This is a genomic window from Colwellia sp. M166, assembly GCF_024585285.1.
GTDB lineage: Bacteria > Pseudomonadota > Gammaproteobacteria > Enterobacterales > Alteromonadaceae > Cognaticolwellia.
In genome coordinates this window covers 24,682-37,978 of sequence record NZ_CP040755.1, presented here as the reverse complement: position 1 = coordinate 37,978, position 13,297 = coordinate 24,682, and the positions used below count along the sequence as shown (strand labels likewise).

16 protein-coding genes are annotated in these 13,297 nt (G+C 38.5%); 5 read left to right on the top strand and 11 right to left on the bottom strand.

The window, feature by feature from the left end:
* Window positions 1-57: 57 nt before the first annotated feature.
* From FGD67_RS00250 to recR, 5 genes are all read right to left on the bottom strand, one after another.
* The gene (locus FGD67_RS00250) at window positions 58-363 is read right to left on the bottom strand and encodes a DUF1330 domain-containing protein (RefSeq protein WP_257173131.1); all 306 of its coding nucleotides are present in this window, start codon (window positions 361-363) and stop codon (window positions 58-60) included.
* A 347-nt stretch (window positions 364-710) separates the two neighbouring features.
* Window positions 711-2,453: a diguanylate cyclase gene (locus FGD67_RS00245; protein ID WP_257173130.1), complete on the bottom strand. Its 1,743-nt coding sequence runs from the start codon at window positions 2,451-2,453 to the stop codon at window positions 711-713.
* Window positions 2,454-3,021: 568 nt separating this feature from the next.
* The gene (locus tag FGD67_RS00240; RefSeq protein ID WP_257173129.1) at window positions 3,022-3,165 is read right to left on the bottom strand and encodes a hypothetical protein; all 144 of its coding nucleotides are present in this window, start codon (window positions 3,163-3,165) and stop codon (window positions 3,022-3,024) included.
* 67 nt (window positions 3,166-3,232) lie between these two features.
* Window positions 3,233-4,339: an MBL fold metallo-hydrolase gene (locus FGD67_RS00235; RefSeq protein WP_257175188.1), complete on the bottom strand. Its 1,107-nt coding sequence runs from the start codon at window positions 4,337-4,339 to the stop codon at window positions 3,233-3,235.
* 50 nt (window positions 4,340-4,389) lie between these two features.
* A complete protein-coding gene (gene recR, locus FGD67_RS00230; RefSeq protein WP_257173128.1) occupies window positions 4,390-4,995 on the bottom strand; it encodes a recombination mediator RecR in 606 nt (201 codons plus the stop codon).
* Between the two features lie 258 nt (window positions 4,996-5,253).
* On the opposite strand from recR, the gene FGD67_RS00225 reads away from it, so the two are divergent.
* Together FGD67_RS00225 and def are read left to right on the top strand one after the other, a co-directional pair.
* On the top strand, window positions 5,254-6,555 hold the full coding sequence (locus FGD67_RS00225) for an MFS transporter (protein WP_257173127.1): 1,302 nt from the start codon (window positions 5,254-5,256) through the stop codon (window positions 6,553-6,555).
* Between the two features lie 2 nt (window positions 6,556-6,557).
* A complete protein-coding gene (gene def / locus FGD67_RS00220; RefSeq protein ID WP_257173126.1) occupies window positions 6,558-7,163 on the top strand; it encodes a peptide deformylase in 606 nt (201 codons plus the stop codon).
* Window positions 7,164-7,359: 196 nt separating this feature from the next.
* Here def and merA read toward each other — a convergent pair whose 3' ends face one another.
* The 5 genes from merA to FGD67_RS00195 form a co-directional block, all read right to left on the bottom strand.
* Window positions 7,360-8,973 carry a mercury(II) reductase gene (gene merA / locus FGD67_RS00215; protein WP_257173125.1) on the bottom strand — a complete coding sequence of 538 codons (1,614 nt, stop codon included), beginning with the start codon at window positions 8,971-8,973 and terminating at the stop codon, window positions 7,360-7,362.
* 38 nt (window positions 8,974-9,011) lie between these two features.
* Entirely contained in the window at window positions 9,012-9,431 is a 420-nt protein-coding gene (merC, locus tag FGD67_RS00210) for an organomercurial transporter MerC (protein ID WP_257173124.1), read from the bottom strand.
* Window positions 9,432-9,440: 9 nt separating this feature from the next.
* Window positions 9,441-9,761: a heavy-metal-associated domain-containing protein gene (locus tag FGD67_RS00205; RefSeq protein ID WP_257173123.1), complete on the bottom strand. Its 321-nt coding sequence runs from the start codon at window positions 9,759-9,761 to the stop codon at window positions 9,441-9,443.
* 54 nt (window positions 9,762-9,815) lie between these two features.
* Window positions 9,816-10,169, bottom strand: a complete 354-nt coding sequence (locus tag FGD67_RS00200; protein WP_257173122.1) for a mercuric transporter MerT family protein — start codon at window positions 10,167-10,169, stop codon at window positions 9,816-9,818.
* A gap of 96 nt (window positions 10,170-10,265) precedes the next feature.
* Window positions 10,266-10,688, bottom strand: a complete 423-nt coding sequence (locus FGD67_RS00195; protein WP_257173121.1) for a MerR family DNA-binding protein — start codon at window positions 10,686-10,688, stop codon at window positions 10,266-10,268.
* Between the two features lie 438 nt (window positions 10,689-11,126).
* Here FGD67_RS00195 and FGD67_RS00190 point away from each other — a divergent pair, with 438 nt between their 5' ends.
* The 3 genes from FGD67_RS00190 (at window position 11,127) to FGD67_RS00180 (ending at window position 12,479) form a co-directional block, all read left to right on the top strand.
* Window positions 11,127-11,333, top strand: a complete 207-nt coding sequence (locus FGD67_RS00190; protein WP_257173120.1) for a DUF3565 domain-containing protein — start codon at window positions 11,127-11,129, stop codon at window positions 11,331-11,333.
* A 174-nt stretch (window positions 11,334-11,507) separates the two neighbouring features.
* Complete coding sequence (locus FGD67_RS00185) at window positions 11,508-11,726, top strand: hypothetical protein (protein WP_257173119.1); 219 nt, start codon at window positions 11,508-11,510, stop codon at window positions 11,724-11,726.
* Window positions 11,727-11,927: 201 nt separating this feature from the next.
* Entirely contained in the window at window positions 11,928-12,479 is a 552-nt protein-coding gene (locus FGD67_RS00180) for an HPP family protein (protein WP_257173118.1), read from the top strand.
* Between the two features lie 55 nt (window positions 12,480-12,534).
* Here the strand turns inward: FGD67_RS00180 and FGD67_RS00175 are convergent, their stop codons facing one another.
* On the bottom strand, window positions 12,535-13,218 hold the full coding sequence (locus FGD67_RS00175; RefSeq protein ID WP_257173117.1) for a glutathione S-transferase: 684 nt from the start codon (window positions 13,216-13,218) through the stop codon (window positions 12,535-12,537).
* Window positions 13,219-13,297: the final 79 nt, after the last annotated feature.

Below are 13,297 nucleotides of genomic sequence, written 5' to 3'. Positions count from 1 at the left end.
ATTGATTTTTAATCCGTAAAGCAATTTGCTCTACATAAGCAATTGCTTTATTGAGAATTAATCACTTTTCTCATGCATTGAAATAACTGTCGCTGATTTAACAGAATGTTGAAAATACTTATCTTTAACGGCAATGTAAGCTGGATCAGTGAAAAACTTATCCATTATTTCTTTGCTTGGAAAGTCGATAGTAAACACACGGTTTATTGCCGCACAGGTTTTTGATTTTAACACCTCACTGACTTTAAAATCGAACCCAAAACTAGCACCAAATGAATGCAGTATCGGCATCATATGCTCACGATATTTTTGATATGCTTCATCATCAGTAACTTCTAAAGCCATTATTCTCTCAAAAGACATATTTACTCCATTAGGGTCTGTTGATTTTCCAGTTTATAACTCTACTCGGGTTTAAAAATCGGACAAAGAATTATTTAATGCAACATTGGTTTATTCCAAAACACGTTCATAGAATGACGCTTTTCAAAACACCCGAAATATTTTTTACTATGCTACTTTTTACTATGTCACCCATGATCACCCTAAGCAATAACAAAATACTGACAATATTATTTTCTAATAAGATGAAAGGTGTATTTATTCGGAAAGTGGCAGACTCGCACCTCGTCCCCTCTCATTTGGCGAAACTCATGACCTAAGCAAGTTACTGCTGCTATACAAGTTATTATGGGTAGCTAGATAAGCGTTTAAAGTGAAGTCCTCAGTTCACTCCAGGCCTGAAAACGATTGCGGCCACAGCCTTTTGCAATATACAGTGCCTTATCAGAGCGCTTGATAACTTCTCCTACTTGCTTATCTGTTTTGGTTCTTTCCGACACGCCAAAACTGGCTGACACCTTGATTTCAGTATTATCAATACTGAACGATGCGGCATTCATATTTATTTTAATTTTATCGGCAAGGTTGCATGCACCTATTTCGTTCGTTTCAGGTAGATAGATCAGAAACTCTTCGCCTCCCCATCGACAAAGTACATCGCTATCTCTGACTGATTCTTTTAATATTTTCGCTATTTTTATCAATACATTGTCACCCGCATCATGGCTATATTTATCATTTATGTCTTTAAAGTGATCGATGTCAATGATAATTACCGCAGCAGGTGATTGTTCTCGTTTGCCAAGCAGCCACAATTTGCTGACTTTGGCATTAAACGCACGGCGATTGTCCAACAAGGTCAGCGAATCGGTGTTTGCGGTAAATTCTGCTGTCTCTCTTGCTTCTTCAGAGCGCCTAAATTTGTATGCTACCGCAAAGGCTAGCAAAACAACATCCAGTGATACGCCTATGTCTACGGCCCTAAAACCTAAATAAGTAAAAGGCAATGCGCCAGCCACAGTAAGGGCAGTAATACTAGCCCCGATCGCACCGGTCATTGTTGCTAAAATAAAATATTTAGCGCTTGGATTATTTTGGCGAAGCGCAATAAATCCAAGCACTAACATGGTAAAGCTAAATAGTGGGATGTAATAAAAGGCAATCACAGCGCAACCAAGGTGGTAATCAAAAGCGGCAAAGATAGAAAGTATCAATAAAATTAAGCCATTTGCCCAGTGCAACATTGTTGATAACTTTGGCATTGAAGTGTTTAGCTTCAAAAAATTTAAGGCAAAGATAATGCCGGCAATACCATATAACACCATCAAAAAAAGTACAACGTACTGCTCAAAAAGTGGAGAGTTCGGCCAAAACCACATAAAAGCGTGACCAGAATATCCCAGATTCGCAATCAGGAAACTGAAAAGGTATAAAGAAAAGTACAGATGATAGGTTTCTTTAATCGATAGAAACATCAATAAATTGTAGATTAGCAGAGACAAAATAGCCCCATAAAGAATGCCATAAGAAAATGTTGCGTGATTATTCTGCAAGTGAAACTCCTGCTCACTACTTACCCAAAGATTTAATGAAGTGGGATCATTGTTTGTTACCTCAATCAGAAAAGTGGTTTCACCTGGCGGGAAAGAATAATTAAAAGACAATTGCCGGTGATCAGTTCGTCTCGCACTGAAGGGAAAAATATCGCCAATCGTTGTAACTAGGGTTGTAATTCTTTGCCCCTTGTTTATTTTGTAGATCGCAATTTTGTCTAGCCATATACTTTCGGTCCACAGTGTACGTAAAAGTGTTTTAGCTGTTGGATTTTGAACAGTAAGCTGTAACCATACTATGTCAGAGGTAATTCCAAAGTTGGGTACACTAGTGGTTGAATGAATGCCTTCTTTATCTAATTTTTCATATGCATTTAACGGTGATAACTTATCTTTAGTCTGTAAATAAACTAAGTGATTGCCGATAGGTTGATTTTGAGGTTTACTGATGTCTAAGCTTGTTGTTTGTGTTACATCGGTTGCACATACGTCAGTGGTAGAGAACGTGGTACATAAACCAAAGAAGACACATATAAGAAAACGAGCGTAGTTTGTCATTATTATTATTGTCCTAGTAGCAACTATTTTTTGAGAGTAGAATCACTTAGTGTTATCAGAAGCCTGCACAATAAATATTATATACTCAATACACAAAAATTTACATCCGATTGCTTTTATTGGGTATTTTTAAGTTATCCTGGCCCCCCTAACTTTGTTCAATTTGATTTAGCAATGGCTGTTACGATTTTACAGGAAACAAACTCCTAGTTACGCTTTCGACTGGTGATTTTAATCACGCCACCCATAATAATTCTACACAATATCCATTTTATTACTTGTTGCCCTTCATCTTAAATTGATGACTTATTTATCAAGTATATTGCGGGTTTGCTCGTGACTGTATATTACTAATGAGCAAAATATTGAGCTTTGCTCATATGTTAAGCAAGCTTAGTCCTACGACACAGCGTAAGCTCATTTTTTGACTGTTATTTCAGATCGGTTATGCACTATTTAAATAAGCTTGCGCATTGGTCATACCGTACGTACGCTTTAAGCCTACATGTTCACTAAATTCACATAAGTGCTCTGCTGTACCTACCGCACCGGTAAGATACCTTCAAAATCAGTCGTCAACATAAGCCATACACGACAGCAGTGCGCCTTCATCAAAAAGGGCTTGTGATTTAAAACGTCGCTCCCGAAAATGTCCTGTACATTTATCTTCTCGGTTAGCTTGACGGACAATAGGCTCATTTAACGAGCGCATAAACCAACTGATAGCGATTAACTACTGATTACTTCGGGGTAAGTGGAGCCGTATTACCGAAATCAAGCTAAAAAGTTACTTCTTCACCTTCATTTAAAATATATAACGGTATTGGCGAGTTCATCTCTTTGTGCATTTTTAATAAACGCAGTAAAGCCGAATGTGAGCTATGGTCGCCCATTTTCCAGCTATTATTACCATAACCCCATGGGATCATGACTTTACAATTAAGCTCTTGAGCTGCCACTAAAGCATCTTCAGGCGTGGTATGAACATAGCGATACCATAAGCTGTTTTCTTTATGATAATAAGAAGCAATAGGCATTAAACAGACATCCATATCACCATAACGCTGTTGAATGTCTTGAAAGTGTTTTGAATAACCCGTATCACCCGCAAAAAATATCCGTTTACCTTGCTGTTCGATAACCCAACCGCCCCAAAGTGTGGCATCATTATCCTCATAAACAAACGGGACTAAAATCCGGCTACTAAAATGATGAGCGGGGACAAAATTAATATTCAATTCTGCTAATTTAGCCGTTGAAAACCAGGCCATTTCATTAATATTATAACCGCCATCGGGAAAGTGTTCACCAAAGCCTAGCGGTACCAAGTATTGCGCATTAGTAGCGATATTTTCAATGTCATCTTTGTTGAAGTGATCATAATGAATATGCGAATACAGAACTGCATCTACATCATTAAGTTCATCAGCTAATAGCCACTTGGGCTCCTTGCGAAAGAAACCGTTAGCCAATCTAAAAGCCCAATCAACCGGCCAATCAAATTGTTTGCTTACAGGATCTAATAGTAAGGTACTTCCTTCAGGGCTTTTAAGGTAAAAACTTGCATGCCCTAACCAGCGAAAGGTAAAACCGGTATTAACTTCGGGCTGTAATTGCTTGCCAACAAAGCGACAATTTTCACCGGGGCTTTCACATTCGACTACCGTTGATGGCTGATAACAGTTTTCTTGGCAAGTAATTTCATAGCTTTTTTTGCCCGGATACAAGTTAGCAAAACGCGTAAGCTTATCAGGATTATCTTTATATTTTATAATAGAGTTGGCTTGTTCTATGTTTGTTAGCTGGTTAGTTGAAGTGCAACCAACAATAAAAGTAGTGCTGATAATAGCACTATTTCGTAATAATTTTTTAATCGTTATATTGATATTTATGCTCTCGTAAAATGAGTTAAAGGCTACTGGATAAAAACCATTAGTTAGAAACTATAGTTTTTCCGTCCGGACAAGGCATGCGACAAAGTATTGCCATCAACATATTCCAGCTCTCCACCTACCGGCACACCATGAGCAATACGTGAAATTTCAACATCATGCTTTTGAGTGAGTTCAGCAATAAAGTGCGCGGTTGCTTCGCCTTCTACCGTTGGATTAGTGGCTAAAATAACTTCACTAAACTGGCCGGTCGCTAATTGTTTTTCTAAAATATCTAGGCCTAAATCATCAGGGCCAATACCATCAAGTGGTGATAAATGCCCCATTAATACGAAATAGCGACCTTGAAATTCACCGGTTTGTTCTATGGCGATAACATCGGCAGGCGTTTCAACAATACATAACTGCGTGGCTATTTTACGCTTTGGACTTTGGCAAATATCACATAAGTTTTCTTCGGTAAAGTTACGGCACTGCTGACAATGACCAATATTTTCCATTGCTCGCGCTAAAGTCTGCGAAAGCTTATTGCCGCCATGACGGTTTCGTTCAAGTAAATGAAATGCCATACGTTGTGCAGATTTTGCTCCTACACCCGGTAAACACTTGAGGGAATCAATAAGTTCTTGAACTAATGGGCTAAATTTCATTACGACTCTTTTTGGGCTGCGTTAAGTTTCATACGCTATTGACATAGTTATTAATGGAGTTTAAATCGCAAAAACAACAATGATATAGCAAGTATATTATTTTTGATGCTCGGAGTTTATCACTCGATTTAGCGATTGGTAATAAATAATTGAAAAGATTTTTTGCCCGTTAACTACGCTAATTTAACCCAAGGCAGTAAAATTTCAGTATTATGCTAAGTATATTCCTCTATTCACCTTTAGCTACTAGAGCCAGCCATGTTAACAAACATCATCATAACGCTAGCGTTATTGTTATTAAGCTTTTTTGGCTTGCAACGACTGTTCACCCTACCGAAAAATGTTTGGTTGCTTTTTTTGGTGCAACCTTTGGTTATGGCTGCTTCACCGGTGATCGTTTTTATTGGTGGTATTCTGGCCACCAGTATGGGTGCAGACCCCGCATTGGTGACATTGCCGGTTACCGTGATGATTTTAGGTGTAGCCAGTACTGCTATTCCTGCGGCATTATTGGCCCAAAAAAAAGGTCGACGTTTTGCAACCTTTACCGGCTTTATGCTCGGTTTTTCAGGCACTATGCTAGCAATGTTTGCTGCACTAAATGGCAGTTTTGAATTATTGGTATTGGCGAGTTTATTATTTGGTTCGTGTACGGCTTTTATTCAACAATTACGTTTTGCCGCCATTGAAAGTATTTCAGACAGCAAAGATGTGCCGACAGTTTTATCAATTTTAATGCTAAGCGGTATTTTTTCTGCATTTTTAGGACCGGAAATAGCGGTTACAGCCAAAGACTGGTTAAGCTCGCCCTATGGTTATGCAGGATCTTTCCTCTTTCTAGCTGGGCTGTTTTTAGTGGCGATGTTATTGATGTTAAATTTTCGAGATGCTGAAATAAAACCAAGTGGCAAGCATGGCGAAATACGTGCTTTAAGTAAAATAATCAAGCAACCTATTTTCATTATCGCGATATTATCTGCGGCTATTGGTTTTGCCTTGATGAGCTATTCAATGACAGCAACGCCGCTGAGCATGCACCACTTACATGGCCATAGTTTGAATGATACTAAGTGGGTTATTCAAAGCCATATCGCAGCAATGTTCATCCCGTCATTATTTACCGCACTGTTAGTAAAACGTATTGGTTTGAAAAATTTAATGTTAACAGGCACGATAATTTACGCCTTGGTTGCGGTTATTGCATTATCTGGTGAGCAAGTTATGCATTATTGGTGGGCATTAATTTTACTCGGTATCGGCTGGAATTTTCTTTTTCTTACCGGCACCTCGTTATTACCACAAAGTTATCATGCAAGTGAGCGCCATAAAGTACAAGCCATCAACGACTTTATTATTTTTGGCTTTCAAGCTACAGCATCATTAATGGCTGGATGGATATTATTTAAAGCGGGTTGGCATGTAGTGGTATTAACCAGCTTACCTTTTATTGTTATTTTATTTATAGTGAGTTGGTTTTACTTTAAAAAAGAGCGACAAAATGCAAAGCAAGTGCTTAAAAATATGACTAACGGTGAAAGTCATCAGGAAAAAGAAGCCTAATTATGAGCAATATCACGAATAACAAAACAAAAAACACAAACAATAACTTAACTATTTTTCAGCACGGCGAGCCAATTTTAGCGCAAGTTGCTCAAACCGTACATGATGTTAATTCAGCAGAAATAAAACAACTTATTATTGATTTAAAAGCAACGGTTACAGAAGCTAAAGGCGTTGGCATTGCGGCGCCTCAAGTGGGTGAAAGCCTACGGTTATTTTTAATGTGCTCAGCGCCAAGTGAGCGCTACCCTGACGCGCCCTTATTACCCGTTAGCGTTATTATTAATCCAAAAATCATCAAGACCAGTGAGCAACAAGTATTAGGCTGGGAGGGCTGTTTAAGTGTAAAAGGCAAACGCGCTTTAGTGCCGCGATATAGTCATATTGAGGTGAGTTACTCCGATGAAACAGGCCTTACCCATCACAAACACTTAACGGACTTTCTTGCGCGTATTTTTCAACATGAATTAGACCACCTTAACGGCATAACGTTTATTGAGCGACTCAATAATGAAGATGACGCCATTGATGAACAACAATGGCAAAAGCAACAAAAAGTACGAAAAAGTAACTCAGCGAAACTTACCATTGTGGATAATAAAACTTAATTATCAGCTCTTTATACTTGTTTACCGCACTTTTAACATGACTTTCAAACAAGCCATGACTAAAACACCAAATCTTGCTGACTTTAGAGAGATTAAAAATTGATAATTTATGCTACTTTTGTATGCCTATAACACTTAGTGCTTCTTAACTTTCAACACTTTAAAATCAACGTTATTAACCTATTTCTCATTGGCTTTAACCAGCACAACAGGAAAGTTCAGAGACATCTTTACTAAATGTTTGCGCACATAATTTTAGTCCTTCTACCATAGTTAAGTATGGAAATAGCTGTCCTGCAAGGTCATCAACAGTCATGTTATTATGAATAGCGAGTGCGGCACTTTGTATCAACTCCCCACCTTCATGAGCAAGTATTTGTGCGCCAAGAATTTTACCTGTTGGCTTATCCGCTACTAGTTTAATAAAGCCGTCCGTTTCAAAATTGGCTAATGCGCGTGGCACGTTTTCCATCTCTAACACCCGACTAATTACATCAAAACCAGTGTTTATAGCTTGCTCTTCGGTTAAGCCTACGGTGGCAACTTGCGGATCAGTAAAGATAACCGCTGGCATTGTTGATAGGTCGAGCCTAGTATCCCCACCCGTCATATTTATACCCGCTCTACTACCCGCAGCGGCAGCAACATAAACAAATTGAGGCATAGTAGAGCAATCACCAGCGGCATAAATATTGGTCGTTGACGTTTCCATTTTATCATTGACTACGATGGCACCATTTTTTTGTGTTTCAACAGCAACATTTTCTAAGCCAAGCTGAGCCGTATTGGCATGACGGCCAGTCGAGATAAGTAATTTGTCTGCTTTTAAAGTCCCTTTATTAGTCTCCAATGAGAATGCAGCTCCATCATAGCTGACCTTACTTGCTTGTGTGTTATTAAGTACGCGAATGCCCTCTTTTTCAAAACACTCAGTTAGCTTTTCCCCTAACAATGCCTCTTCTGCATACAATAAGGTATGGCGTGCTAATACGGTAATATTGCTGCCTAAACGTGCATAAGCTTGGGCAATCTCTAAAGCGATAACAGACGAGCCTATTACGATTAAGCTCTCAGGTAACGCTTCAGCAAATAGTGCTTCTGTTGATGTCCAGAAGGGAGTGTCAACTAAACCATTGATAGGCGGAATAGAGGGCGTAGATCCCGTTGCAATTAAGATGCGGTCTGCCATCAGTTCTTCATCACTTCCATCTGCTTTTCTAACCCGTAAGGTATTTTTGTTTTTAAAACGCGCGTAACCTTTTAACAAGGTTAATGCTGGGTTGTTATCTAAAATGTTTTGATACTTGGCACCGCGCAACTCTTCAACACGTGATGTTTGTTGAAGCGCTAGTAACGAGCGGTTAATTTGAGGCTGACTGTTTTCAAGACCATCAAATGGATTTTTGCGTTGCTGATGAGCCAATTGCGCAGCACGGATAAGTATCTTAGATGGCACACACCCAACATTGACGCAACAGCCCCCAATGATGTCTGCACCTTCGATCATGGTGACTCTTGCACCACCTTCAGCTGCTTTGATAGCGCTAGCAAATGCTCCGGAGCCACTACCAATAATAGCGACATGCAATTGTTCTGTTGTTGCAGCATTTAATTCCGAAACTGTATAGCCTAAAGCTTCAATGGCATCAACAATTTCACACCGCTTAATGTCATCTACTGTTTCAATTTCAGCCGTTGCATCAGGGTATGAAATATTAATTGTCCATACGCCATCAATAGCTTCAACTGCTTTTTTAATATGGTCAGCACAACGACTACAAGTCATACCCTTGATCGATAAAGTTATCATGTTAATACTTCCAATAATTATAAGTTAAATTTCTCGTGTTATGCTGGGCATGATTCATCATCACAACGACGACTTGCCGGAGAGACCATATCCCATATCGACACAGCAACCATTAGCCCAAGTCCTGTATAAGTCGCAGATGAACTCCATCCATATTGGAACCATGGATATAATGATAGTAAGACTAAAATTGGCCCCATTGAACCAAGTAAACTACGATGCCACTGGCGATGACTAAACCAGCCGAGAATATTCATCACCAACGCTAATGAGGCAAATAGTGGCAATAAGGTATTAACGAACAATCCTTCCCACTGTCCTAAAAAGCCCATACCTAAAGCGGCGGCAATATTGGCAATAGCAGGAAAACACATGGCACATCCCATCGCTGATACGACGGCTCCTAACGAGCCTGCTTTGTCGCCAACACGAGTAAGTAATTTCACAGGATTAAACATAATTCACCTCTATTTCATTAATGTGGCTGGATAGCCAATATTGGTTGATGCTAACGCTATAGCTTCAACATCAGTTTTTTTAGGGTCAAACGTAACGATGGCTGTTTTATTGCCATAATTAACAGTCGCCTTTACAACACCTTCAACTTTTTCCATCGCTTTGCGGACAGTGATGTGACACATTTTGCAGGTCATTTTCTCAATAGTGAATAACTTCTCCGACATTACTGGAGCGGCTATAAAATTAGCTTTTTCACTTACCGTTGCCACTGCATTGCCAAGAATAAATAGGGAGCTTAAAAATAGGATAATGTTAATAATATTTTTCATTTTTTGTTCCTCTGAAATTTAAAAATACAAATATGAACTTACTCGCACTCTATATTATGCAACTATGTAATCTGCGTAATATGGAAAACCCATCATTGCGATAAGGATAATACTGACTATCCAAAAAATGATACGCTGTTTTTTTACTATCTTTGGGTTAGCGCAAACTGACCCTGCCACACATTTTTGTTCAGCAATATAGAGTTTATGAAAAACCACAGCCAAGATGATGAGGGCTATAGCAGTAAAATAACCACTATAAGGTGCCATTGCCGTAAGGTTTCCGACCCATGCACCACCGAAACCGAGTGATAATAGTAGCAGCGGACCGATGCAGCAGGCAGACGCACCAATACCTGCTGTAATAGCTAACAATAAAGCACGATTTGATGTGGATGAATTTGACATAACTAGATCCCATATAAAGATAATATGAGATAAGCTTAAACTCTGGGGTATAGTCCAGAGTCAAGAGGTGATTTAAATTAATTTATTATGATGTAGTTACTCGTTTTCCAAGAAACCTTTTTGAGATAATCCTTCTATAAAGCCGCACTGCTTTGTGTCTATGTCACTATGACAGCTTGATATTAACTCGTCTAAAGCGGTTTGAATGGTGAGTAATCCCAATATTTGTTGTGCTATTTTATTTCGCTTTTCTTGTGCTAGCGTTTGTACGTCTTCGCAATTTTTATCACCTAAATTTAACAATTGCTTTATTTCTTCTAATGAAAAACCAATTTTCTGAGCACGTTTTATAAAACGAATTCTATCGACACTCGACTTGGGATAATGTCGAAAACTACCTAGAGGCTTTTCAGGCTCAATGATTAATGCTTTACGTTGATAATGACGTATTGTTTCAATATTTACCTTAGCCGCTTTTGCTAACCGACCTATGGTTAAAGGAGGGTTCTTTTTATTCATATGGATAATACCTCTATTACAGCCTGTTGTTAGAGTACAGACTTAATATGGAGATGTATATTTCCAGCACACATGCCAACTTAAAAATATCTACATTTCAGAGGAGGAGTTGCTTTAATATAAAATTTCTCCGACCGTAAAAGTTAAGCTATTTTGACCACTAATTGATAGTGTCTAACTCCCAAAGAGTCAAAGGTGGCTTATAAGTCAGCTTTATTCTATTTAAATATTCAACAATATTAATGGTTACATTGTTGACTAAGTCATCTGAAGATTTGGTGATTAAAAAAACACTTTTGTAAAAAATGAACATCATAAGACAATTTTTTTGCTGCATGACAAGATCAAACATAATGCACAGTTGCACATTTACTGTTAACTTCTCTTTTATCAATGCTCCCTTGGTAAAGCTTCAGTTTAATTAATAGGAATGTCACTATGCGACAAGCCATTATCGGCTATCACCTCGATGATGAAAACCATTGGGTGGCAAGGCTCGAATGTCAACACTTTCAGCATGTACGTCATCAGCCGCCATTTATCAATCGGCCATGGGTTATAAAGCAAACCACCAGAGATGCCATGCTAGGACAGCAGCTTAATTGTATTAAGTGTGATAACGCTGCTGAAGCAGATTTCACATAAACCTAAGGTATATAACTTTCGCTTAGATTCATATTGCCTTTTAATAACCAACAGATATAAAAGTTAGCAATTAATTATTATTCATTTTCACAACAGTATGGGATATTACGCACCGTAAAAATATACCTCAGATAGTGTTTTTAACTCGCTAACTCAGCGACGGATATTGTTTATATGATCACTGAAATTGAAATTACAGCAGCGATATTTAAATGTCAGACTGACGAAGATATTTTTTATCAAAAAATATCAACCATTGCCGGTGTTCAAAAGGTCATCACTAAAGATAATAAACTGTATATTTCTGTGCTTAGCGCACAAAAAAATCAAGCATTAAAAGATGTTAGCGAACTATGTGATATCTGGCATACGTCATTTAACCTAGTGCCTTAGCTATCAAGCTAGTCATTAGAGTAGCTACAAGGCTTTAATTTAATTACCGCTTTTAAATTAATTTTATTTTATTTTGCACTGAGCAGAATTATTTTGTTACTCGGCTTTTCCCCCCTAAATTAGCGGCAAGCCCCCCAATCGATAACCGTTATTTATATTACAGATATAAAATATCAATCATCAAAGGAAACGTTTTTTATCATGGTTAAAGTTGTTTTTTCAAGAATGAAAGGTGGCGATATCTGCCCACCAAGAAAGCCACTTTCAAAGGTTGTCTGGTCGTGGCTAGGTGCATTTCTTGGTATGTATTTGATCGCCATTCTGAGCAGTTTTACCGAAGTTAATATTTTAAAAAGTATGTTTCTTGTTGGCTCATTTGGCGCCTCAGCAGTGCTAATTTATGGCGCCCCGCAAGCTGAATTCTCCCAGCCAAGAAATTTGATTGGTGGTCATATAATATCAGCATTTATCGGTGTCAGTCTGCAAAAGTATCTCGTGTTAGATATTGCCTTACTTGGCGCACTTGCAGTATCTTTTTCAATTGTCGCAATGCACTTTACTCGCACGCTGCATCCTCCTGGCGGTGCAACAGCGCTAATCGCCATTATTGGCACTGCCGAAGTGCATAGTAATGGTTACTACTTTGTTATCTCTCCGGTTGCTATTGGCACACTGATTTTGTTAGCTATAGCCTTGGTGGTCAATAATTTATCACGGGATCCTTTAAGGCACTATCCACGCTATTGGCTTTAAAAGCGAAGGGAATTTAACGTACAATGTACGGCTAATAATTTGTGCTTTAATTTAATTAAAAAACAATCTCTTTACCACTGTCTAGCCAAAGTGGATGCTTTGCCATCACCTTAGTAAACATCGGGCTTTGCAAATAACTATTTAGCCATTTCTTGAGGTTAGGATAAGGCGACTGCAAATACCATTGACGCTCTATACGAGCAAATTGGCGAATAAAAGGTAACAAAGCTATATCGGCTAAACTATCTTGTGCTGAAAATAAAAACGCATGCTGTATTAAACGAGATTCTAATCGCTGGATATATACTTCACAGGCGGCTCGGCAATCGGCAAGGTTATCTTCATGATAGCGTTTTGCACATTTATACGCTTCTAAGTGCCGTTTAAATTCTACGTCAAAATCGGCAATTAACGCTAACATTTGTGTAAGTATTTCAGGGTTTGCACTGTGTAGTAGATCGCTCGGGTCCGAGTTATTCAAAGCCCATAACATAATATCTAAACTTTCATCAATAACCTTAACGGTCACTTCTGCGCCTTTTTTGCCATTTGCTTGCACTATCTTACTTAACACTAAAATAGGCACAGTGGCTTTGGCTGACGCTAAAATCATTTCAGCAGGTTTATTCGTTAACACTACGTCTCGCAGCGCAACAGGTTGTTGTGATTTGAAGATAGCCAACCGTGCTCGCATGGCATAAGGGCAATTTCTTAAAGAGTAAAGGATAGGTAATGCCATGATTTACTTCTTTTTGATGCTATAGAGTTAATATTCACTCACTTTAACGGTATTCATTAATGAAATATACGGGTAAAAT

What these genes read in the sequence shown, in the direction of transcription:
- FGD67_RS00175 (WP_257173117.1), bottom strand. Translation starts at nt 13,218, where the DNA reads ATGGCATTACCTATCCTTTACTCTTTAAGAAATTGCCCTTATGCCATG.
- FGD67_RS00190 (WP_257173120.1), top strand. Translation starts at nt 11,127, where the DNA reads ATGCGACAAGCCATTATCGGCTATCACCTCGATGATGAAAACCATTGG.
- FGD67_RS00245 (WP_257173130.1), bottom strand. Translation starts at nt 2,453, where the DNA reads ATGACAAACTACGCTCGTTTTCTTATATGTGTCTTCTTTGGTTTATGT.
- FGD67_RS00195 (WP_257173121.1), bottom strand. Translation starts at nt 10,688, where the DNA reads ATGAATAAAAAGAACCCTCCTTTAACCATAGGTCGGTTAGCAAAAGCG.
- FGD67_RS00180 (WP_257173118.1), top strand. Translation starts at nt 11,928, where the DNA reads ATGGTTAAAGTTGTTTTTTCAAGAATGAAAGGTGGCGATATCTGCCCA.
- merC (WP_257173124.1), bottom strand. Translation starts at nt 9,431, where the DNA reads ATGTTTAATCCTGTGAAATTACTTACTCGTGTTGGCGACAAAGCAGGC.
- merA (WP_257173125.1), bottom strand. Translation starts at nt 8,973, where the DNA reads ATGATAACTTTATCGATCAAGGGTATGACTTGTAGTCGTTGTGCTGAC.
- FGD67_RS00200 (WP_257173122.1), bottom strand. Translation starts at nt 10,169, where the DNA reads ATGTCAAATTCATCCACATCAAATCGTGCTTTATTGTTAGCTATTACA.
- recR (WP_257173128.1), bottom strand. Translation starts at nt 4,995, where the DNA reads ATGAAATTTAGCCCATTAGTTCAAGAACTTATTGATTCCCTCAAGTGT.
- FGD67_RS00185 (WP_257173119.1), top strand. Translation starts at nt 11,508, where the DNA reads ATGATCACTGAAATTGAAATTACAGCAGCGATATTTAAATGTCAGACT.
- FGD67_RS00225 (WP_257173127.1), top strand. Translation starts at nt 5,254, where the DNA reads ATGTTAACAAACATCATCATAACGCTAGCGTTATTGTTATTAAGCTTT.
- FGD67_RS00205 (WP_257173123.1), bottom strand. Translation starts at nt 9,761, where the DNA reads ATGAAAAATATTATTAACATTATCCTATTTTTAAGCTCCCTATTTATT.
- def (WP_257173126.1), top strand. Translation starts at nt 6,558, where the DNA reads ATGAGCAATATCACGAATAACAAAACAAAAAACACAAACAATAACTTA.
- FGD67_RS00250 (WP_257173131.1), bottom strand. Translation starts at nt 363, where the DNA reads ATGTCTTTTGAGAGAATAATGGCTTTAGAAGTTACTGATGATGAAGCA.
- FGD67_RS00240 (WP_257173129.1), bottom strand. Translation starts at nt 3,165, where the DNA reads ATGCGCTCGTTAAATGAGCCTATTGTCCGTCAAGCTAACCGAGAAGAT.